At 65.2% G+C, this 22,178-nt stretch carries 18 protein-coding genes and 3 pseudogenes; 8 read left to right on the plus strand and 13 right to left on the minus strand.

Annotated features, from left to right (window positions below; all coding sequences use genetic code 11):
• Positions 1-6: 6 nt before the first annotated feature.
• The 6 genes and pseudogenes from QM748_RS10160 (at position 7) to QM748_RS10185 (ending at position 4,218) form a co-directional block, all read left to right on the plus strand.
• Positions 7-327, plus strand: coding sequence for a hemagglutinin repeat-containing protein (locus QM748_RS10160; protein ID WP_415246864.1), 321 nt, complete (start codon positions 7-9; stop codon positions 325-327).
• A 48-nt stretch (positions 328-375) separates the two neighbouring features.
• A pseudogene (locus tag QM748_RS10165) lies at positions 376-1,486 on the plus strand (IS3 family transposase).
• Positions 1,487-1,540: 54 nt separating this feature from the next.
• Positions 1,541-1,783, plus strand: a complete 243-nt coding sequence (locus tag QM748_RS10170; RefSeq protein ID WP_415246865.1) for a MafI family immunity protein — start codon at positions 1,541-1,543, stop codon at positions 1,781-1,783.
• 372 nt (positions 1,784-2,155) lie between these two features.
• The gene (locus QM748_RS10175) at positions 2,156-2,749 is read left to right on the plus strand and encodes a hypothetical protein (RefSeq protein ID WP_415246866.1); all 594 of its coding nucleotides are present in this window, start codon (positions 2,156-2,158) and stop codon (positions 2,747-2,749) included.
• Positions 2,750-3,234: 485 nt separating this feature from the next.
• The gene (locus QM748_RS10180; RefSeq protein ID WP_415246867.1) at positions 3,235-3,537 is read left to right on the plus strand and encodes a hemagglutinin repeat-containing protein; all 303 of its coding nucleotides are present in this window, start codon (positions 3,235-3,237) and stop codon (positions 3,535-3,537) included.
• A 75-nt stretch (positions 3,538-3,612) separates the two neighbouring features.
• Positions 3,613-4,218, plus strand: coding sequence for a hypothetical protein (locus tag QM748_RS10185; protein WP_415246868.1), 606 nt, complete (start codon positions 3,613-3,615; stop codon positions 4,216-4,218).
• 93 nt (positions 4,219-4,311) lie between these two features.
• Here QM748_RS10185 and alaS read toward each other — a convergent pair.
• A pseudogene (gene alaS / locus QM748_RS10190) lies at positions 4,312-6,934 on the minus strand (alanine--tRNA ligase).
• Positions 6,935-7,099: 165 nt separating this feature from the next.
• On the opposite strand from alaS, the gene QM748_RS10195 reads away from it, so the two are divergent.
• Positions 7,100-7,651, plus strand: a complete 552-nt coding sequence (locus QM748_RS10195) for a cob(I)yrinic acid a,c-diamide adenosyltransferase (RefSeq protein WP_415248049.1) — start codon at positions 7,100-7,102, stop codon at positions 7,649-7,651.
• Between the two features lie 326 nt (positions 7,652-7,977).
• On the opposite strand, the pseudogene QM748_RS10200 reads toward QM748_RS10195, so the two are convergent.
• From QM748_RS10200 to QM748_RS10220, 5 genes and pseudogenes are all read right to left on the minus strand, one after another.
• Positions 7,978-9,744, minus strand: a pseudogene (locus QM748_RS10200) (ATP-binding cassette domain-containing protein); the annotation flags it as partial.
• Positions 9,635-10,702 carry a DNA polymerase IV gene (dinB, locus tag QM748_RS10205; RefSeq protein ID WP_415246869.1) on the minus strand — a complete coding sequence of 356 codons (1,068 nt, stop codon included), beginning with the start codon at positions 10,700-10,702 and terminating at the stop codon, positions 9,635-9,637. The pseudogene QM748_RS10200 and the gene dinB, both read right to left, overlap by 110 nt.
• A gap of 64 nt (positions 10,703-10,766) precedes the next feature.
• Positions 10,767-12,404 carry an electron transfer flavoprotein-ubiquinone oxidoreductase gene (locus QM748_RS10210; RefSeq protein WP_415248050.1) on the minus strand — a complete coding sequence of 546 codons (1,638 nt, stop codon included), beginning with the start codon at positions 12,402-12,404 and terminating at the stop codon, positions 10,767-10,769.
• Positions 12,405-12,452: 48 nt separating this feature from the next.
• Positions 12,453-13,307: an SDR family NAD(P)-dependent oxidoreductase gene (locus tag QM748_RS10215; protein WP_415246870.1), complete on the minus strand. Its 855-nt coding sequence runs from the start codon at positions 13,305-13,307 to the stop codon at positions 12,453-12,455.
• A gap of 144 nt (positions 13,308-13,451) precedes the next feature.
• The gene (locus QM748_RS10220) at positions 13,452-14,216 is read right to left on the minus strand and encodes an SDR family oxidoreductase (protein WP_415246871.1); all 765 of its coding nucleotides are present in this window, start codon (positions 14,214-14,216) and stop codon (positions 13,452-13,454) included.
• Between the two features lie 156 nt (positions 14,217-14,372).
• Here QM748_RS10220 and QM748_RS10225 point away from each other — a divergent pair, with 156 nt between their 5' ends.
• The gene (locus QM748_RS10225; RefSeq protein WP_415246872.1) at positions 14,373-15,275 is read left to right on the plus strand and encodes a cache domain-containing protein; all 903 of its coding nucleotides are present in this window, start codon (positions 14,373-14,375) and stop codon (positions 15,273-15,275) included.
• A gap of 40 nt (positions 15,276-15,315) precedes the next feature.
• Here the strand turns inward: QM748_RS10225 and QM748_RS10230 are convergent, their stop codons facing one another.
• From QM748_RS10230 to QM748_RS10260, 7 genes are all read right to left on the minus strand, one after another.
• Positions 15,316-16,464 carry a helix-turn-helix transcriptional regulator gene (locus QM748_RS10230; protein WP_415246873.1) on the minus strand — a complete coding sequence of 383 codons (1,149 nt, stop codon included), beginning with the start codon at positions 16,462-16,464 and terminating at the stop codon, positions 15,316-15,318.
• 47 nt (positions 16,465-16,511) lie between these two features.
• Positions 16,512-17,456, minus strand: a complete 945-nt coding sequence (locus QM748_RS10235) for an electron transfer flavoprotein subunit alpha/FixB family protein (protein ID WP_415246874.1) — start codon at positions 17,454-17,456, stop codon at positions 16,512-16,514.
• An 8-nt stretch (positions 17,457-17,464) separates the two neighbouring features.
• Entirely contained in the window at positions 17,465-18,214 is a 750-nt protein-coding gene (locus QM748_RS10240; protein WP_415246875.1) for an electron transfer flavoprotein subunit beta/FixA family protein, read from the minus strand.
• 24 nt (positions 18,215-18,238) lie between these two features.
• Complete coding sequence (locus tag QM748_RS10245) at positions 18,239-18,691, minus strand: MaoC/PaaZ C-terminal domain-containing protein (protein WP_415246876.1); 453 nt, start codon at positions 18,689-18,691, stop codon at positions 18,239-18,241.
• Positions 18,688-19,770: an alkene reductase gene (locus QM748_RS10250; protein ID WP_415246877.1), complete on the minus strand. Its 1,083-nt coding sequence runs from the start codon at positions 19,768-19,770 to the stop codon at positions 18,688-18,690. The genes QM748_RS10245 and QM748_RS10250 overlap by 4 nt, the downstream gene beginning before the upstream one ends.
• Before the next feature lie 8 nt (positions 19,771-19,778).
• Entirely contained in the window at positions 19,779-20,546 is a 768-nt protein-coding gene (locus tag QM748_RS10255; protein ID WP_415246878.1) for an SDR family NAD(P)-dependent oxidoreductase, read from the minus strand.
• A gap of 246 nt (positions 20,547-20,792) precedes the next feature.
• Complete coding sequence (locus QM748_RS10260; protein WP_415246879.1) at positions 20,793-22,178, minus strand: DUF1329 domain-containing protein; 1,386 nt, start codon at positions 22,176-22,178, stop codon at positions 20,793-20,795.

Below are 22,178 nucleotides of genomic sequence, written 5' to 3' on the forward strand. Positions count from 1 at the left end.
CAACTAGTGCCGGGGGGTGGCGCTGCCAGCCGAGCACATAGCCCGACTCACCAGCGGCATCGTCTGGCAGGTCAGGTCAGCTCCAGCAGCAAGAGCAGCAGCACGCAGACCACCAACACTGCCGCAGGCTCCACGGTGCAGCAGGCCGGCGGCGACACCGCGATCCGGGGTGCCCTCGCCCAGGGCGAGCGCGTCGTCCCCGACATCGGCGGCCACCTCGACATCGAAAGCCTGCAGGACACCAGTACCTACGACAGCAGGCAACGCAATGCCGGTTTCAGCATCAGCGTCCCTATCGGCCCCGGCGTAAGCTTCCCCTATCGCTAGACAGCTAAAATTGGAGAATGCGGCCTCAAAGAGGTAGGAGAGGACGCGATGAGAAAGAGTAAGTTCAGCGAGAGCCAGATTGTGGCGATCTTGAAGGAAGGCGAAGGAGGCCTAGGGGTTGCCGAGTTGTGCCGCAAGCACGGAATCAGTGCTGCAACGTACTACAACTGGAAGAGCAAGTACGCAGGGGTTTCGGTCAGCGAACTGACACGGCTACGTGAGCTTGAAGCCGAGAATGCCCGACTGAAGCGCATGTATGCGGAGCAGGCGCTGGAGATCGCAGCCATGAAGGATGTCTTGTCGCGAAAGTGGTAACGCCGTCTGCGAAGCGGCATGTGGTGCAGATCATGGCGGACGAGCATCATCTGTCGGTCAAGAAGGCCTGTGAGCTGGCAGGCCTGTCGCGGGCGGCTTTCTATCGCAAGCCGACTGACGCGCTGGAGCGGGATCGTGCAGTACTCGAAGCCTTGGGCGCCATTGTCGAGCGCCACGGCCGCTGGGGTTTCTGGAAATGCTATCAGCGGCTGCGCCTGGATGGAATCACAAAAAGGTATGGCGCGTCTATTGCCAGATGGGTTTGAACCTTCCCAGGAGAACGAAGCGACGTGTGCCACAACGCGTCCCCGCGCCCTTGCAGGCGAGTCGCCAGGTCAATGCAGGTTGGGCGCTGGACTTCATGCACGACGCACTCTACGACGGAAGGCGTTTCAGGACACTGAATGTGATCGATGAAGCCAACCGGGAGGCACTGGCGATCGAGGTGGGTACATCCATTCCTGCACGACGTTTGATTCGCACGCTCAGCCGACTGATCGAGTGGTATGGCACATCGGGTGCAATTCGTCTGGATAATGGCCCCGAGATGACCTCACAAGCATTCATGGAGTGGGCCGCAGCGAAGGGCATTGCGCTGCGCTTCATTGAACCGGGCGAACCCAATCAGAATGCCTATATCGAGCGTTTCAACCGTACTTACCGCACAGAGGTACTGGATGCATGCCTGTTCAAGTCGATCGAGCAGGTACAACACATCACCGAAGAGTGGCTACTCGAATACAACGAGCGCCGCCCTCATGACGCGTTGGGTGGGGTGCCTCCGAGGCAGTTCTTGACCAGGAGCACAACTGCCGCAGACTCTAGTTATCAACTGTCTGCTTGACAGGGAAGCTTACGTTTTCACTGGCCACCCGATTAAAATCACCAGGAATAAACAATGAAAACCGAGTCCACGCCGGAATTCTTGATACTTAATTTCTTAAAAAAATTTGAAGACCAACTGCGCCCAGAGGCCATCAAATATGCCCGACAAGATGCAGAGCACAATGAATGCGACCTAGCATACGATGCAATAATATCTGAAATTGAAAGCAGCAATTTCACACCAAGCCCCGAAGCCCTGATAGAAATCAAAAAAATAGAATCATCAATGAATATCAAGCGTCCAAAATCGTCATGACCAGTCAAAAAGGGCTCAATAATTCGAATTATCGAAGATGGTCATATGAATTACTGGCTTGGTTGAATTATTGGGATCACCGGTATAGCTTTAATGCTTTACGCTTACATTAAAATAGAGGAAGGGATTTTCCGCTGACTAGTATGGGGAGTTGGCTTTCCAATGGCCGGATTTTCTTGCTACGAATCACAGGCAGCCGCTCCCCGCATCAAGCCCTTCGAGAAATTCACTTGGCGCGAAGCACGAAAAACCTACACCGAAGAAGAGAAAAACCCTGAGAGTAAGCCGGACTAATCCCACTCATCGAGACCGACTCACGCTTCACCCTACCACCGCCGGCTGCTCAGCAATTCGACTTGGAGGTAAGAGCTGATGCGACGAAATTTTCGATCTAAACAAGAAGCTTCAATTGAAAGGGCGATTTCGACCATTCTTAATTCATTTTTCCTTGAAAAACTTCCTCCCGACTTGATCGATCAGATGATCAATTTGGTCACCGACGATCTCAGCTTCAACCTCGTTGAAGTGGAACGTCAATCGTGGAAGGCAATTATCAGCGATAACAATTCGGGGGAACTCAACACCGAAGCAGAAGCCTTGATTCATTGGTGGAGGCAGAAAAAAATTTCTCCAATCTACGCCACATCACTGAAACGAAAAAAAATGGGCAAGACAGGACCTGTCGTGACTATGCGATTGAGTGATCCTGATTTTTGGATTTTTAATCAGATTCAATTTGGCTCATGGATGTTTGATAAAGATCTATCAGATTTGGGCCGACAGCGCATCTCGGATTGGCGGGAAGATATGTATTTCTCCTACCCGTTGAGCTTCATCGTGCTATCAGTTTACGACGGTTACGGAGGAACTGCGATTGCCGGTCCACCTGAATTAGTCGATCGTGTGCTAGAGGCCTCAAGAGATTCATCTGAAAAAGGCCCTATCCATTGGCGAGAGATGCTATAGAACACTTCGAAGAAACCTCACCCAGCCCGCTAAATCAAAAAATCAATTCCGGAGTCAAACAGCTTTAATTAAAATTCAGGTAAGCATATGCTTTCAGATGAATAATTTAAATTTATCATTGATAACACGCAAGGAATGGCTCTTGATGCCGTTTGGCTTTATCTAGAAGAAAACGGTAAATCCTACAATGACAGGAAAACTAAATTCCTATGGGTATTTAATCGTATGCTGTCCGATGGAATTATAAATTTAGCAAAAAATGGAGTATTAATCGACGCCCCATTGAAGACGTGATAAATAATTTCCATTTATCATTCCCTGAAAATGACGAAGATGTAAACAATGGCGTCTGGTTTTTTACCGAATCATGCCCAGCAGGTATTGGATGGGCACTACCAGATGGTTCAATTGATTGGGCTTGACACCCAATCCGATCAAAAACCAGCCGGACTCTCAAGGCTACCAGTGCCTCCAGTGGCATGCGCATGAACGCTCGCCGCGGCCAGCACCGCGCTGGCGGGCATGAATGCCTACGATGCGGTGATGGCCAGCCAGCGCATGACCATCACCAGCAAGGACGGCCAGATCGCCACTCGCTTCGACAGCCAGGGAGGCCATCGACAGCCGCACGCCCTCGACAAGGCCGGCAGCAGCGATTTGAACTGGACGCGACCACCGATACGCTCACTGTCCGCTCCGGCGTTGACACTGCGATCAGAGGCGCCTTCATCCAGGGCAAGGGCATCGTCGCCGACATCGATGGTGAGCTCGACATCGAAAACCTGTAGCTACAGAATACCCATCCGAAATGATATGATTGACAGACATATCCCCCCGAGCCAGATCCGACTTCTCATCTCGCTATGAAAGCAGTTTACTTTCTTATTTTGTCCGTTTCGCTAACCGGTTGCGCCTCGGAGCTCCACAAAAGGAACGCACAGAACTACACCTTGATGGGAGCTCAAGCTCAGGCCAAAGGCGACTGGGATGCGGCTCGCAGGGCCTACGCGCGCGCAGTAGTCAATGCCGAACAAGCAAAACTGCCGCCAACAACACGTGCGGTTTTAACTTACGAGTATGGACGATCACTCGGGGCGACATGCTTCTTTGATCTCTCTGAATCAGAGTTGAAACTTGCTCATGATCTGGACAAAGAGGCTGGCAATCCACTCTATTTGACCCTTACTGAGTTGGCCCGACTGACATTCGACCAACAGAAATTCCAGGCTTCAATCGATTATTTCGAACGCGCCCTGATTGAACTGGATAGAGCAGAAGCCAAGGAGAAGGCGCCCGTCGCGTACGCCGATGTACTGTCTGAATACTCTGCCGCGTTATCGGAGACTGGACGGGAGAATGACGCCGCCAGCATCGTGAAAAGGGCTGCCGAGATCAAGAGCGCCAACCCGCAGGGGCAATCCATAACGAATCGAACGCCTTATGGGAAATTCTGCACCCCCAAAAAATAACGCTCTATCCAATTCAAGCCACAGAACAAAATGGCTGGAAGGGTATTTCCCTTCCAGCCATTTTTCATCAGGCCATTGTAAAGCCGCAACCCGTCAGAGCTTCCCGCTCACCCACTCCCTGACCCCCGCCAGCGCCGCCGGCAGGTTTTCCGGCTGGGTGCCGCCGGCCTGGGCCATGTCCGGCCGGCCGCCGCCCTTGCCGCCGATCTGCTGGGCGACAAAGTTCGACCAGCTCGCCGGCCTTGATCTTCGATGTGCTGTCGGCGGTGACGCCCGCGATCAGCGAGACCTTCCCGTCCGTCACCGAGGCCAGCACGATGGCGGCGGTCTTGAGCTTGTCCTTGAGCTTGTCCATGGTCTCGCGCAGCGTCGGCACGTCGGCGCCGTCGAGCGTGGCGGCCAGCACCTTGATGCCGCCGACTTCGACCGCCTGGTTCGCCAGGTCGTCGCCCTGGCTGGCGGCAAGCTTGCCCTTGAGGCGGACGAGTTCCTTTTCCAGCGCGCGGACGTTGTCGAGGATGCCGGCGACGCGTTCGGCGACCTCGTCGGGCTGGACCTTGAGCAGCGCCGACATGCCCTGCACGCGGCGTTCCTGTTCCTGGGCGTAGCGCAGCGCGTTTTCGCCGGTGATCGCTTCGATGCGGCGGATGCCGGCGGCGACGCCGCCTTCGGCGACGATCTTGAACAGGCCGATGTCGCCGGTGCGCGCGACGTGGGTGCCGCCGCACAGTTCCTTGGAGGAACCGATCGACAGCACGCGCACTTCGTCGGCGTACTTTTCACCGAACAGCATCATCGCGCCGGACTGCTGCGCGGCTTCCAGCGCCATCACTTCGGCCTGGGTCGGCGAGTTGGCGAGGATTTCGCGGTTGACGATTTCCTCGACCTCGCGGATTTCCTCGGCCGTCATCGGCGCGGTGTGGGCGAAGTCGAAGCGGGTCTTGTCCGGATCGACCAGCGAGCCTTTCTGCTGCACGTGGGCGCCGAGCACCTGGCGCAGCGCCTTGTGCATGATGTGGGTGACGGAGTGGTTGCGCGCGGTGGCGGCACGGGCGGCGACGTCGACGCGGGCGGCGACGCCCTGCCCGACCGACAGCTTGCCGGTACGCACCACGCCATGGTGGCCGAACACCGCGGCCTGGACCTTCTGCGTGTCCTCGACGCCGAAGATGCCGCCGGTGGCGCGCAGTTCGCCGCGGTCGCCGACCTGGCCGCCGGATTCGGCGTAGAATGGGGTGTTGTCGAGCACCACCACGCCCATTTCGCCTTCGAGCAGTTCATTGACCGCGGCGCCGTCCTTGTACAGCGCGAGGATGTTGCCTTTTTCCTCCAGGCGCTCGTAGCCGTGGAAGGTGGTCGCCGGGCCGTCGTATTCGAGGTTGATCGCCATCTTGAACTTGCCGGCGGCGCGCGCCTGCTCCTTCTGGCGCGCCATCGCGGCGTCGAAGGCGGCGGCATCCACCGTCACCTCGCGCTCGCGGCAGATGTCGGCGGTGAGGTCGAGCGGGAAGCCGTAGGTATCGTGCAGCTTGAACGCAGTGCCGCCGTCGAAGATCTTGTTGCCGGCCTTTTCCATCGCGGCGAGTTCGGCTTCGACGATGGCCATGCCGTTTTCGATGGTGGCGAAGAAGCGGTCCTCTTCCTGGCGCAGCACTTCGGTGATGCGGCGCTCGCCGTCCTTCAGTTCGGGATAGGCGGCGCCCATCTCGGCGACCAGATCGGGCACCAGGCGGTGGAAGAAGGCGGCGCGCGCGCCGAGCTTGTAGCCGTGGCGGATGGCGCGGCGGATGATGCGGCGCAGCACGTAGCCGCGGCCTTCGTTGCCCGGAATGACGCCGTCGGCGATCAGGAAGGCACAGGCACGGATGTGGTCGGCCAGCACCTTCAGCGACGGCGAATCCATGTCGGCGCCCGAAGTCTCACGCGCGGCGGCCTTGATCAGCGCCTGGAACAGGTCGATCTCGTAGTTGGCATGCACGCCCTGCAGCACCGCCGAAACACGCTCCAGGCCCATGCCGGTATCCACCGAAGGCTTGGGCAGCGGATGCATCACACCCTGCTCGTCGCGGTTGAACTGCATGAACACGTTGTTCCAGATCTCGATGTAGCGGTCGCCGTCCTCTTCGGGCGATCCCGGGGGGCCGCCCCAGATGTGCGGGCCATGGTCGTAGAAAATCTCGGTGCAGGGGCCGCAGGGGCCGGTGTCGCCCATCATCCAGAAGTTGTCCGAGGCGTAACGCGCGCCCTTGTTGTCGCCGATGCGGATCACGCGCTCGGCGGGCACGCCGACTTCCTTGGTCCAGATGTCGTAGGCTTCGTCGTCCTCGGCATACACCGTGACCCACAGCTTGTCCTTCGGCAGCTTGAAGACTTCGGTCAGCAGCTCCCAGGCGTAGGCGATCGCATCGCGCTTGAAATAGTCGCCGAAGCTGAAGTTGCCCAGCATCTCGAAGAAGGTGTGGTGGCGCGCGGTGTAGCCGACGTTTTCGAGGTCGTTGTGCTTGCCGCCGGCACGCACGCATTTCTGCGAGGTGGTGGCGCGGCTGTAGGGGCGCTTGTCGAAGCCGAGGAAGACGTCCTTGAACTGGTTCATGCCGGCGTTGGTGAACAGCAGCGTCGGGTCGTCGTGCGGCACCAGCGAAGACGAAGGCACGATCTGGTGCCCTTTCGACTCGAAGAACTTGAGGAATTTTTCGCGGATTTCGGCGGCTTTCATGGAGATTGGCGTGTTTTCTGGACGATAGGCCCGTGCTGCGGGCGAATGTGCAAGTTTATCATGAGCTTAAACCGGCCATGAGCCGGCCCGCGCGGCCGGGGCCTTCGCCTATAATTGACGCGAACGTCAACCTTAACCGCAACCGATAGCGAGGCACGACACGCCATGGGTAACCGCCTTTCCAAGATCTACACCCGCACCGGCGACGCCGGCACCACCGGCCTGGGCGACGGCAGGCGCGTTTCCAAGGACAGCCTGCGCATCCATGCGCTGGGCGAAATCGACGAGACCAACTCGGTCGTCGGCCTGCTGCTGTGCGAAGAGCTGCCGGAAGACGTGCGCGCACTGCTGACCGACGTGCAGCACGACTTGTTCGACCTCGGCGGCGAAGTGTGCATCCCGGGCATGAGCATGATCACCGAACGCCAGGTGACCCACCTCGAAAACGAGCTGGACCGCTTCAACGAGCCGCTCGAACCGCTGAAGGACTTCATCCTGCCGGGCGGCACCCGCGCGGCGGCGCTGGCCCACCATGCCCGCACCGTGTGCCGCCGCGCCGAACGCGCGCTGGTGGCGGTGGCGCTGGAGGAAACGATCAACGACGGCCCGCGCCAGTATCTCAACCGCCTGTCCGACTTGCTGTTCGTGCTCGGCCGCGTGCTGAACCGTGCCGGCGGGCGCGGCGACGTGCTGTGGCAGAAGCGCAAGAACGCCTGACGGCGCTCCCTGCCCCTGGGTTTCAGCGCGCCTGCGACTGAGCCTCCGCCCCCTGCGCGGCGAGCAGTTCGCGGAACAGTGCCGACGACTGCGCCAGTTCCCAGGCGCTGCCGGTCGCCTCGATCCGTCCGCCGCGCATCAGGATGACGCCGTCGAAGCGGTCGAGCAGGTGCAGCCGATGCACCGAGGACACGATGGCCGCATCGGCGAAGTGCTCGAACAGGCGGCCGTAGAACCCGGCCTTCGGTTTCGGGGTCGAGGCTGCTGCTCGGTTCGTCGAGCAGCACCAGCGAACTGCCTTCGGCCGCCAGCACGCCGCGCGCCAGCGCCAGCCGCTGGCGCTGGCCGCCCGACCAGTTCGCGCCGCCTTCGCTGACGCGCGACTCCAGCCCTCCCGCCAGTCCATCGACGATGGCGTCGGCGCAGCTCGCATGCAGCGCGGCGGCGATCCGCTCGGCCAGCGCCTCGCCGCCGAGCAGCAGGTTCTCGGCCAGCGTGCCGTCGAACATCTCGGCCTGCTGCGGAATCAGCGTCGCCATGTGGCGCAGCGTGTCCGCCTCGGCGGGCACTTCCCGGCCATCGATCCGCAGGCTGCAGCCCGGCGCCTCGTCCAGCCCGGCCAGCAGGCGCAGCAAGGTGCTCTTGCCGCCGCCGCTCGGCCCGACCAGCGCATAGCGCCGGCCGCGCGCCAATTCGAGCCGTTCGACCCGCAGCGACGCGCCGCCGCGGGCTGCGGCATGGGCGAAGCGCACGTCCCGCAGTTCAAGCTCGTGCCAGCCGCCTGTCTCGGCGTCCAGCAGCGGCACGACCGGCGACGCCTGCCCTGCTTCCAGCACCGGCTGCGCGGTGGCGTAGTCGGCGCGCTGGCGTGCCAGCGACTGGAAGTGCGCCGCGATCGCGGTGATCACGCCGCCGGCCTGCTGCGCGTATTCGTACACCATGAAGACCTTGCCCAGCGCGATGCCGCCAGCCGCGCCGGCCAGCACGGCCGCGCCGCCACCAAACTCGATCAGCCCGGCAGCCTCGGCCGCATACACGACGACCAGCACGCACCACAGCGCATTCGCCAGCAGGTCGACGGTGCACCACTTCAGTTCGTTGAGCACGATGCCGCGCCGCAACGGGCCGAACACCGCCGCCAGGCGTTTGCCGATCAATTGAGCCACGCCCTCTCCCCGGCGCAGCGCCAGCACCGAGAACACATTGCCCAGCACATCCACCAGCGTAGCCGAATAGGCGCGCTCGGCGCGGTTCTCGTCCAGCGCGATGCGCATCATGACGCGGTCGAAACGGGTGATCAGCAGGCCGATCAGGCCGTAGCCCAGCATCGCGACGATGCCGACCAGCGGCGAGATCAGCCACAACGCGATGATCGGCCCGACCAGCTTCACCGTGTTCTGCAAATAGATGAACTGGCTCTGGGCGAAGTCGTACAGCGCGCGCGTGCTCTGCTGCACGCGGTGGGTGGTTTCGCCCGAATGGTGGCCTTCGTGCCAGGCCAGCGGCGCGCCCACCAGGCGCCCGACGAGCAGCGCCGACATGCGCTCGCGCACCTTGAGCGCGACGTTGCGCTCGAGGATGCGGCCCGGCCCGTGCAGCAGCCAGCTGGCAACGATGGCGGCGAACACCAGCGCCAGCCAGCGCGACGCCCCCGGCAGCCCTTCCACGCCGCCGGCCTGGATGGCGTTGATCGCATTGCCCGCCAGCCAGGGCACGCCGAGCTTGAAAAGCTGGGACACCAGCAGCAGCGCGAAGGCAAACAGGATCAGGTGGCGCGCGCCCGCCGCGTGCCGCCACAACTCGCGGTACAGCGTCGCAAGGCTTGCCGGCTGTTCGTGCGCGGGCATCACGGAGGGAGGATCGCCGTCAGCGAGGGCTGCGGCATCGGCACGTTCGGCCATCGGGATATGTCCTGCAGGGAAGGTCGAGAAAGGTCGGCAGACTGCCGGATCAGGGGGTGGAAAGATAATGAGCAAACAAGGCTCAGCCGGCGAAATCCAGCGCGATCTGCCCGGCGCCGGCTGCCGCGCCCTCATCCTCGGCGAAACGCACGCCGACCCCCAGCAGCCGCACCGGCCGCGCCTTGCGCGCATGCGCCTCGTCGAGCAGCGCCAGCCACACCTGCTCGTCCGGCGCCTCGCAGACGCATTCGGCGGTGGTGCGGGAAAAATCGTCGAATCGGATCTTGACCACCGCCTTGTGCACCGGCCGTGTCTCGCGCGCGCGGTCGAAGCGCTCGCCGAACTCGCCGATCAGCACTTTCAGTTCGGTCCGGCAGGCTTCGAGATCGGGCAGGTCGGTGACGTAAGTGGTCTCGATCGACAAGGATTTGCGGATGCGGTCGGGGCACACCAGCCGTTCGTCGATGCCCCGGCACAGGCGGTACAGGCTGGCGCCGAAGCTGCCGAATTCCTGCGCCAGCTCGGCCAGGCTCCAGGCGCGCAGGTCGCCGCAGGTGTTCACCCCCAGCGCCTGCAGTCGCGCCGCCGTGACCTTGCCGACGCCGAAGATCTTCTTCACCGGCAGCGCGGCGACGAAGGCATCGACTTCCTCGGGCCGCACCACGAACTGCCCATCCGGCTTGTTCCAGTCGCTCGCCACCTTGGCGACGAACTTGCTGGGCGCGATGCCGGCAGACGCGGTTATACCGACTTCGGCGCGGATGCGGCCGCGGATCTCCTCGGCCATCAAGGTGGCCGAGCCCTTGCAGCGATCGACGCCGCTGACGTCGAGATAGGCTTCGTCGAGCGACAGCGGCTCGACCAGCGGCGTGTAGTCGCGGTAGATGGCGAGGATCTGCTTCGACGCCGCGCGGTAGCGCTCGAAATCCGGCGGCAGCAGCAGGAGCTGCGGACAGAGTTGCTGCGCCCGCGCGGTCGGCATCGCCGAATGCACGCCGAAGGCGCGCGCCTCGTAGTTGCAGGTGGCGATCACGCCGCGCGTTTCCGCCCGCCCGCCGACCGCAAGCGGCCGTCCACGCAGCGCCGGGTCGTCGCGCATCTCGACCGAGGCGTAGAAGCAGTCGCAATCGCAGTGGATGATCTTGCGCATCGCAGTCCGGAAACGCGCGCCGGCAGCGCGCAGGGGCAGGAAGGACGCGATGGTACGCCTGGTATCACATTCCTTGGTAGATCGGCCCCTCTCCGCCCTGGGGCACGACCCAGTTGATGTTCTGGGTCGGGTCCTTGATGTCGCAGGTCTTGCAGTGCACGCAGTTCTGCGCGTTGATCTGCAGCCGCGGGCCGGCCTCTTCCCGCACGATCTCATACACCCCGGCCGGGCAGTAGCGCTGCTCGGGCGCATCGTACCTGGCGAGATTGATCGTGATCGGCACCGTGGCGTCCTTCAACTGCAGGTGGCAGGGCTGCTCTTCCTCGTGGTTGGTGTTCGACAGGAACACCGAAGAGAGCCGATCGAAGCTCAGCACGCCGTCCGGCTTCGGGTAGTCGATCTTCGCGCAGTCGGCTGCGGGCTTGAGCGCCGTGTGATCCGCCGTGTTGTGCAGCGTCCACGGCACCTTGCCCTTGAACAGCACCTGATCGATGCCGAACAGCAGCGAGCCCAGGTACAGGCCCTTTTTCATGTAGGGCTTGAAGTTGCGCGTCTTGTGCAGCTCGGCGTGCAGCCAGGAATCCTGGAAGGCCGACGGGTAGGCGGTCAGCGCATCGCGCTGGCGCTGCTGCTCGAGCGCTTCGAAGGCCGCTTCGGCCGCGAGCATGCCCGACTTGATCGCCGCGTGGCTGCCCTTGATGCGCGCGGCGTTGAGGAAGCCGGCATCGTCGCCGATCAGCGCGCCGCCCGGGAAGATCAGCCGCGGCAGGCTCTGCAGCCCGCCCGCGGCGATGGCGCGGGCGCCGTACTGCAGCCGCTTGCCACCTTCGAGATATTTGCGGATCTCGGGGTGGGTCTTGTAGCGCTGCATCTCCTCGAAGGGCGACAGGTGCGGGTTGCTGTAGTTCAGCCCGACGACGTAGCCGACCGCGACCAGGTTGTCCTCGAGGTGATAGACGAAGCCGCCGCCGTAGGTGGCGCTGTCCATCGGCCAGCCGGCGGTGTGCACCACCAGGCCGGGACGGTGATTCTCAGGCTTGACCTCCCACAGCTCCTTGATGCCGATGCCGTAGGTCTGCGGGTCGGCGCCGTCGCGCAACTTGTATTTCGCCTCGAGTTGCTTGCCCAGGTGGCCGCGACAGCCTTCGGCGAACAGGGTGTACTTGGCGTGCAGTTCCATGCCCGGCTGGTGGTGCGGGCCGGGCGTGCCGTCGCGGTTCAGGCCCATGTCGCCAGTGGCCACGCCCTTCACCGCACCGGCCTCGTCGTACAGGATCTCGGCGCCGGCGAAGCCCGGATAGACTTCCACCCCCAGCGTCTCGGCCTGCTCGCCGAGCCACTTGACCACGTTGCCCAAGCGCACGATGTAGTTGCCGTGGTTGACGAAACAGTCCGGCAGCAGCCCGTTGGGGATCTGGCGCGCGCCGCTCTCGTCGAGGAACAGCACCTTGTCCTCGGTCACCGCGGTCTTGAGCGGCGCGCCCTGCTCCTTCCAGTCCGGCAGCAGCTCGCTCAGCGCCCGCGGGTCCATCACCGCGCCCGACAGGATGTGGGCGCCGATCTCGGCAGCCTTCTCGATCAGGCACACCGACAGTTCCTGGCCCTTGGCCGACGCCAGCTGCTTGAGCCTGATCGCCGCCGACAGCCCCGCGGGGCCGCCGCCGACAATCAGCACGTCGAACTCCATCGATTCGCGTTCGATGCTCATCAAAAGTGCTACTCCTCTGTCAATGAATGCGGCAAAACCGGCTCAGGCGAGCCCGGCCGCCGGTTCGCGCCAGTCGGACACGATGCCGTGCTCGAGGGCGAAAGGCTGTGCCTGGATGGTACGGCGCTGGAAGCGGGCGGCCTCCGCCGCAGTCGCCAGCCAGCACAGCACGGCAGCCGGCACCTCGGGCGGCGCCACCCCGTTGCGCAGGGCGACGACGCCCTTGTCGCCGATGGTCGCGTGCAGCGCCTCGGTCGCCACCACGCCCGGATTCAGCGTGTAGGCGCGGATGCCCCGTTCGCCGAACTCCGCCGCCAGCACCCCGGACAGGCGCGACACTGCGGCCTTGCCGGCGCCGTAGGCGTAACCCCAGCCGCCCTTGCCGGCGGCCACCGGCGGATCGCTCTCGCCGGCCCCCGAGCTCACGTTGATGACCGTGCCGCCGCCCTGCGCCAGCATCGCCGGCAACAGGCACTGCGTCAGCAGCATCGGCGCCACCACATAGCCCTGGAACATGCGCTGCAAGCCATCGACGTCCAGCGCCATGAAAGGGGCGTTGATGTCCGCGCCCTGGTAGATCGCGTTATTGACCAGCACGTCGATCCTGCCGAAATGCTCCAGTACCGCACTGGCCGCGCCGCGCACCGAGTCCTCGTCGAGCAGGTCCATGCGCACCGCAAGCGCCTCGCGCCCCAGTGCGCGCACCGCCGCGGCCGTGGCGGCAAGGCTGCCGGCAAGCGGGCGGCCATCGGCGTGGGTCAGCGCATGGGCATGCGTCTCGCCCTCTTCCAGCGTCCGCGCGCTGAGCGCCACGTCGAAACCGGCACGGGCGAACGCCAGCGCCGTCTCGCGGCCGATGCCGCGGCTGGCGCCGGTAATGAAAGCCACCTTGTTCATCGCCTCACTCCATCGAACCATCGGCGCCAGTCTAGCGGCGGGGCGCGGCCCGTCATCGTCGGTTCGGACCATGCGGCGGTGGCAGCGTAAACGCCGAACCGGCCACGCGGGCCGGTTCGGCTGGACACGGTTGCAGCGCGACGGTCAGAAGCGGTCGCTGCGGGTCATCGCATCCATGCCGCCATCGACGAAGACGACCGTGCCATGCACGAAGCTGGCCTGTTCCGACTGCAGGAAGGCGACCACGCTGGCGATCTCGTCCGGCCTGCCGGGGCGCCCGACCGGCGCCACGAACTTGCGCGTGGCCTCGCCATAACGCGCATCGGCGAGCGACGCGGCGAACAGCGGCGTCTCGACCGCGCCCGGCGCGACCACGTTGATGCGGATGCCTTTCGGCCCGAACTCGACCGCCTTCTTGCGCGCAAACACCGAGATTGCATACTTCGAGCCGGAATAGGCGGCCTGCGGCACGGCCATTTCGTCGGCCTGGGCAAGCGCCCCCGCCTCGTCGCCGGCCAGCATCGCCGCCACCATCGGCAGCTTGTCGACGCCGTGGACCGCGGCCACCGAACCGATCAGCAGGACCGCCGGCTTGTCGCCCCGCGACAGCGCCTCTTCCAGGCCATCGACCAGTTCGGTCATGCCGAAGTAGTTCACGCCGACGATCACGCCGCTGGAGGGTGCGGTCGGCCCGAGGCCGGCGCAGCAGACCAGGCCGTCGAGCGTGCCGCCACAGGCCGCCAGCGCGGCCTCGACCGCGGCCTTGCGTCCCGCCGCGGTCGACAGGTCGGCGACGATGTCGGCGTTCTGGCGGTCGATGCCGATGACGCGGTGTCCCGCGCGCTTGAGCTGCTCACTGACGGCTGCGCCGATGCCTGAGGCCGAGCCGGTGACGACGGAAATGGTCACGAATCACTCCTGGAAATGCCCGCACAGGGCGCAAAAGAAGATGAGGCAGTATCGGCGGCGGCATTCCGCGCCGGCATCGTCCAGGCGGACTAAGACCGGATCGGCGCCCTGAACCTACAATCGCAGGACGCCAAGTCCATACCGAGGATTCGTCCCATGACACCGCTCAAGACCCTCGCCGTCGCCGTCACGCTGGGCTGCACGCTGCTGGCCGGCGCGCTTCACGCCGCGGATGCCGCCGCTCCGCCCGCCTCCGCAACCGCCACGCGCAGCGATGCGGCCAAGGCGCAGGTGCTGCTCGACCAGGCCGAAGCCCACCTGCGCGCGCATGGCGACCAGGCCATGGCGGGCTTCAGCCGCGCGGGCGAATTCGTCGATGGCGAGCTCTACGTGTATGTGCTCGACATCCAGGGCAATTTCCTCGCCAGCGGCGGCAGCTCGACCACGCTGATCGGCCGCAACGTGGCCGGCGTCACCGACACCGATGGCCGCTTCTTCTTCCGCGACATGATCGAAAGCGCCAAGGCGCGGCCCGCCGGGCAGATCGAATACCGCTGGAACAACCCCGTGCGCGGCGTCAACGAGACCAAGATCGCATCCTGGCGCCGGGTGGGCGACCACATCCTGGTGATCGGCTACTACGCGCCGCATCCCAGCTTCGAACTGGCGAAATCGCTCCTCTGGCGCGCGGTGCACACCCTCAAGCTCAGCGGCGAGGACGCCTTTGCCCGCTTCAACAGCCTGAACGGCGGCTTCGTCCAGGACGACCTCTACGTCTTCGTGATCGGCCTCGACGACGAGATCATGCACGCGCACGGCGGCCAGCCCCGCCTGGTCGGGCGCAAGGCCACCGACTTGATCGACCCGGTGAACGGACGCCACTTCGTCAAGGACATGATCGACATCGCCCGCAACAAGGGCGAAGGCGAAATCCGCTACACCTTCCGCAACCCGCTCACCCGCAAGAACGAAGGCAAGCGCAGCTACATCGTGCGCGTCGGGCAATACCTGATTGGCGTCGGCGCCTACGCCGAACCCGCGCGGCAGGACGGCGAATAGCCCTGTCCGCAGGTCCTGCCGGCCGCGCCCAGGCCGGCACCTACTGGCTGCGGCTGAGCGCGGCGACGCTGTTGAGCATGATGCGCACCAGTTCGGTCTGGCGCCGCACGCCGGTCTTGGAAAAGATCGAACGCAGATGGGCGCGCGCGGTGTTGCGGCGGATGTTCAGCGCCTCGGCCGCCTCTTCCAGCGACAGGCCGTTGGCCAGTTCCATCGCCAGCGCGGTTTCGGCCGGCGTCAGGTTGAACAACTGCTTCGCTGCCGCCGTGCTCGCCAGCGACTTGCCGGTGGCGTCGCGGATATAGACCAGCACCGAGGGCTGGCCCTTGCCTTCGGCCCATTCCTGCGACGGCACCGGCTCGACCACCACGCCCAGGCTGACCAGCCCCGACGGCCGCGACACCGACATCGCCGACGCCGCCATCAGCGCATCGCCGCCGTCCGGGCGCTGGCGCACGAAGGCATTGCGGATCAGCGACTGCAACTCGCGGTTGTCGCTCGGATAGGAGGCTTCGAGCCTGCCGCCGACCAGCTTCAGGCCGTCGCTGGCCTCGAGCAGCTCGCGCGCGATCAGGTTCTGTTCCAGCACCCGGCCGCCGTCGTCGAGCACGATGGTGCCCACCGACAGGCGCCCGATGGCCTGCGAATACAGCGTGCCGAGCGATTCGCTGCGGTCGAGCAGGTTATGGATGTGCAGCGCCCGCCGCAGGTGCGGCAGCAGCGCCTCGCAGCGGGCGCGATCCAGGTCGCTGAAGCGCGGCGCGGATTCGGGACGCGTCAGGCGGAAACGCAGCTTGCCCGAATCGGGCGTCGAGATGTCGGCGCCCATGACGTGGAACACGTTGACCGGCTCACACCAGTGCTGGTAATAGGCCGTGCGCCGCCATTCGGACTCGGTCATCAGGTCCTGCACCAGGAAGACCTTGTCGGCCGGCTGGTTGGCGAAGGGCGTCATCGAATGGCCATAGGGCAGGTAGGTGACCTTGTCGCCCCCTTCCACGCCCACGGCGATCATCATCCCGAGATTGGCCACTTCCGGGCTGCGCAGGATCAGGGTCGCGTAGTTGGCCTGGAACAGCACGCGGAACCGTTCCAGCGCCTCGCCCCAGCGCCGGCTGTCGAGCGACGCATCGTAAAGCGCCGAAACGATCGCGTCGTATTCCGGCAGTCCCAGTTCAATGTCGCTCACAGCCCTTCCCCTTCAGTTTCATGCCGGCAGCCGGAAGGCTTGCCGTCTCAGACTGCTGCCAGGCTCGAAGTCAGCGCGGGCACGGCCTCGAACAGGTCGGCAACCAGGCCGTAATCCGCCACCTGGAAGATCGGTGCGTCCGGATCCTTGTTGATCGCCACGATCACCCTCGAATCCTTCATGCCGGCCAGATGCTGGATGGCCCCCGAGATGCCCACCGCGAGGTACAGGCCCGGCGCGACGATCTTGCCCGTCTGGCCGACCTGGTAGTCGTTGGGCACGAAGCCCGCGTCGACCGCCGCACGCGAAGCGCCGAGTGCGGCCCCAAGCACGTCCGCCAGCGGATCGAGGATGCGGTGATAGTTCTCGCCGCTGCCCAGCCCGCGGCCCCCGGATACGACGACCGCCGCTGCGCCGAGTTCCGGCCGCTCGGATTTGCTCAGTTCGCGGCCGAGCACGCGCGACAGTGCCAGATCGGGGCCTGCCGCGATCTCCACCACTGCCGCGGCACCGCCGCCGGCGGCGGCATCGAAGGCCGTGGTGCGCACCGTCAGCACGTCGAGCGCCTGGTCCGATTCGACCGCCACCAGCACGTTGCCGGCGTAGATCGGCCGCTCGTAGCGTCCCGCCGCGGCGATCGCCACCACGTCCGAAACCGCCGCCGCGTCGAGCAGGGCCGCCACGCGAGGGGCGAGATTCTTGCCGAAAGCCGACGCCCCGGCAAGCACGGCGCGGTAACCGTTTTCGCCCGCCACGCGCTGGATCAGGACAGCCAGATTTTCCGCCAGCGCATCGGCATAGTGGGCCGCATCCGCCTTCAAGACGCGCGCCACGCCGGCCACCGCGCATGCCTGCGCGACGACCCCGCCGCAATCCGCGCCGGCCACCAGCAGGTCGATCTCGCCGCCAAAATGCGCTGCGGCAGTGACGGCATTGAGCGTCGCCGCCGCCAGTTGCTTGTTGTCGTGTTCCGCAATGACCAGGGTCTTCATCGTCCGCCTCAGATCGCCTTCGCTTCGTTGCGAAGCTTGTTCACCAGTTCGGCCACGTCGGCCACCTTGACCCCGCCCTTGCGCGCCGCCGGTTCGGCATGGCGCACGTGGCGCAGGCGCGGCGCGACATCCACGCCCAGTCCGGCCGCCGGCAGCACGTCGAGCGGCTTCTTCTTCGCCTTCATGATGTTGGGCAGCGTCGCGTAGCGCGGCTCGTTCAGCCGCAGGTCGGCGGTGACGACCGCCGGCAGGCTGAGCTCGATCGTTTCCAGGCCGCCGTCGATCTCGCGCGTGACGCGCGTCTTGCCGCCATCCGGCACCAGCTTCGAGGCGAAGGTCGCCTGCGCCCAGCCCAGCAGGCCGGCCAGCATCTGCCCGGTCTGGTTGGCGTCGTCGTCGATCGCCTGCTTGCCGCAGATCACCAGCGTCGGCTGTTCCCGCTCGGCCACCGCCTTCAGCAGCCTGGCCACCGCCAGCGGCTGCAGCTCGGCATCGGTTTCGACGAGGATGGCGCGGTCCGCCCCCATCGCCAGCGCGCCGCGCAGGGTTTCCTGCGCCGCGGCGGTGCCGCAGCTCACCGCCACCACCTCGGTCGCCGTGCCTGCTTCGCGCAGGCGCACGGCCTCCTCGACGGCGATCTCGTCGAAGGGATTGATCGACATCTTCACGCCGGCCAGCTCGACCCCGCTGTTGTCGGATTTGACCCGTACCTTCACGTTGTAGTCGACGACCCGCTTCACCGGGACAAGAATCTTCAAGATGTTCTCCTTGCTTGGTTTTTGTCAGGCCGCGAGCGGCTCGCGGCGCAGCATCACGACCTGGGCATCGAAACTGACGGCCACCTCGCCGCGCTGGTTCAGCAGCTCGAAGCGCGAGGTCACCACGCCGCGGTCCGGCTTCGAACCCGGCCCGCGCTCGACGTGGGTCACCCGCGCCCGCAGTTCGTCGCCGGCCACGCCGGGACGATGGAAGCGCAGCCTGTCCCAGCCGCGGCCGGCGATCGACGCGGTCTCGCCGCTGGGGATGCCGTGGCTCAGCCGGATCGTGATCGACAGCAGGTGCACACCGGCCGCGAACAACTGCCCGATCGGCGATTTCGCCGCCGCGGCTTCGTCGATGTGCGGCGGGAAAGGATCCCACTCGGTGGCGAAAGCCTTGATGTTCTCGGCGCTCAGCACGTAGCGTTCGGGCGATTCGCGCGCTTCGTCCAGCACCATGTCTTCCCAATAGATCATGCTTCTGCCTCCTCGGCCGCCGGGTAATCGGTATAGCCTTCGGCGCCCGGCGTATACAGCGTCCTACGGTCGAAACGCGCCAGCGGCAGGCCGTCGCGCAGCCGCCGCACCAGGTCCGGATTGCCGATGAAATGCCGCGCGAAGGACACCGCGGCGGCGCTGCCGTCCGCCGCGGCGGCCTCGGCCGTGGCGCCATCGAAACCGTCGTTGAGGATCAGCGCGGCGCCGAAACCTTCGCGCGCGAGGCCGAAGGCATCGATGTCCGGCACCGGCGCGCGCATCACATGCGCGTAAGCCAGGCCCAGCCGTCCTGCCTGGCTCGCCAGCGCCGCGTGGGTCGCCGCCGGGTCGGCATCGGCGGTGTCGTTGTAGGTGTTGCCCGGGTTGAAGCGCAGCCCCACCCGGCCCGGCCCGATCGCATCGGCCATCGCCTGCAGGCACTCCAGCACGAAACGCACCCGGTTGCCGGCGTCGCCGCCGTATTCGTCGCCACGCTGGTTGGTGCCGGAACACATGAACTGCATCGGCAGGTAGCCGCTAGTGCAATGCAGTTCGACACCGTCGAAGCCGGCCCTGCGCGCATTCAGCGCCGCCTGGCGGTGCTCGGCCACCACCGCGCGGACTTCGTCCGCGGCCAGTTCGCGCGGCATGTCGTAAGCCTGCATGCCGGCGCTGTCGGTGAAGACTTCGCCGGCGGCGCGGATCGCCGACGGCGCCACGGTATCGACGCCCTCGCCCTTGATGTGGCGGCTGCCGATCCGGCCCGCGTGCATGATCTGCAGCACGATGCGTCCGCCGCGCGCATGCACGGCCTCGGTGACCTTGCGCCAGCCGTCGATCTGCGCCGACGTGGCGATGCCCGGCTGGCGGCAATAGGCCTGTCCGGCGGCGCTCGGCCAGGCACCTTCGGCGACGATCAGGCCGGCATCGGCGCGCTGGGCGTAGTACGCCACCATCAGTTCGCCGGGCACGCCCCGGGCGTCGGCGCGGTTGCGCGTCATCGGCGCCATCACGATGCGGTTGGCCAGTTCGAGCTCGCCCAGCCGCAGCGGGCTGAACAGGTGCGGGAAGGCGGCCATGCCGGTACTCACAGCGCGGTCACCAGCACCGACGAACGGCCGCCGTCGACCGGCAGGCTGGCGCCGGTGATGTAGGAGGCTTCGTCGCTGGCGAGGAACAGGATGGCATTGGCCAGTTCGTCCGGCTGGCCGACGCGCCCCATCGGGATCAGCTTCTCGGTGTTGCGGCGCGAAGCCTCGTCGGCCAGCATGCCGGCGGTGGCGGGCGTCTCGACCACGGCGGGGATCACCACATTGACGCGGATGCCGTGCGGCGCGCCTTCGGCCGCCGCGGCGCGCGAGAAGTTGTCGACCGCCGCCTTGGCCGCCGAGTAACCGGCCATCCACGGCGTGCCGAGCTGGCCGCAGATCGACGACAGATTGACCACCGCGCCGCCCTTGCCCTTCATCAGCCGCAGCGCGGCGCGCGTGCCCCAGAAGGTGCCGTCGACCGAGGTGGCGAAGTTGGCGTGCCAGTCGGCGGTGCTCATGTCCTCGATGGCGCCCCAGGTGTAGGCCATGGCGTTGTTGACCAGCACGTCGAGGCCGCCGTGGCGTGCCGCCGCGGCTTCCAGCGCGGCGGTGAAGGCGGCTTCGTCGCTGACGTCGGCCACCACCGCCTCGGCCTTGCCGCCGGCCGCGGCGATGCGCGCCACGGTTTCGTCCAGCGGCTCGCGGCGGCGGCCGCACACCACCACCGTCGCGCCTTCCTGCGCGAAGCGCTGCGCGGTCGCGGCACCGATGCCGCTGCCGCCGCCCGTCACGAACGCCACCTTGCCCTGCAAACGACCTGCCATGTTCCGTCTCCTCGTCGCGGCCGCCGCGCACCCGGCGCGGCCTCTCCTGCCGATGATGATCCCGACTCCGCCGGCGTCTCCGGCGCCGAATCGGCCCTTTGCCACGAGAGTATGGAAACGCCTCTTCCGCGCCATCGTCCGATGGGACTAACAGCAAGGGACGAGGCCACAGGCCGTGGCAGGCAAGAAAAAAGGGCGGCGGACACATCGCGTCCGCCGCCCCTTCCGCCCGTTTCCGGGCCCGGATCACAAGCCGGACCGGCGCGCCGCTTCCGGACCGAAATCCTTGTCGCTCAGCTTGCCGGTGTTGAGCGTGTAGCCGTTGCGCTGCTCGTTCACCAGGTTGAAAGCCAGGTAGGTCCCGCTCTGCAGATCGTGATAGAGCCCCACACCCGCCTGCCAGGTATTGGCTTCGTAGGCGTAGAAGTAGTTCATCATCGATGTCCGCCACAGGCCGCCACGGGCATCGTAGTTCTCGCCCATCATCATCAGCCAGCTATCCTCGTCGATGTACATCACGCGCTTGCTGTACAGGTGGCGGAAACCCTCCTTGAGCTGGGCTTCCAGCACCCATACGCGGTGCAGCTCGTAGCGCATGTGATCGGGATTGATGTGGCCCGGCTGGATCAGCTCCGCATATTTCACCGCCGGCGAATGCAGCCGGTAGGCGTTGTAGGGGATGTACAGCTCGCGCTTGCCGACGATCCGCCATTCGTAGCGTTCGGGCGTCCCATTGAACAGCCGCACCTCGTCGACCGTGATCGAGCCGCCGGAGCCGGGGAAGGACATGTCGAAGCCATAACCCGGCGACTGCCGCACGCGGCGGGTGCCGGGGTCGTAGCGCCAGCTCTGGCGCGGCTTGGCCTTGTGGTTCCAGAACTCCACGCCGGTATTGATCTCGCCCTTGTCGCGTTCGGGCAGCAGGGTTTCGTTCAGGTAGAAGGACGACTGGCGACCGTCGGTGGTGCTCCATCTGGCATCCGGCGCCAGGTGCGCGGCGAGGTTGCGCGACTTGACCCGCCCCCAGTTGACCTTGCCGTCCGCGAGCACATAGGCGTTGTCCGAGATCAGTTCCTCGGAGAAGGGCCGGAAGGTGAAGATCGACGAGGTCCACAACAGCTCCAGCCCGCTCTTCGGGAAGGGGAACAGGATGCCGCCGGTGGTGGCGATCACGCCTTCGCCGTCATCGACCAGCTCGGCCTCGGCGGCGTTGCGCCGCGTCACCTCGCAGACGAAATCCGGCAAGCGGAAGTCGCGCCGGCTTTGATAGACCGGCATGCGGAAGGTCTTCGGGTACTTCTCGAACAGGGCTTTCTGCCCGTCCGACAGACGCTCGGCGTACTGGGCCATGTTGTCCGCGGTGATGACGAACAGCGGCTTGTCGTCGGGGTAGGCGTTGACCGGATGATTGCCGGTGCCCTTGAAATCGACGTGCGAGGGCACGCCGAGCCATTTGCCGCTCCATTCGGGGATGCTGCCGTCGGCATTGCCGGCGCGCTCGGCGCCGACGCAGGTCAGATCCTTGCCCAGGCGGGCGACTTCCTCCGCCGTCGCCCTGGCCTGCAGCGCCGGCGCATGCGCCAGCGCTGCGGCCGCAAGCACGCACAGAAGTCCGTTGATGTTCTTGCTCAT

The organism is Thauera sp., assembly GCF_047601425.1.
Taxonomy (GTDB): Bacteria; Pseudomonadota; Gammaproteobacteria; order Burkholderiales; family Rhodocyclaceae; genus Thauera.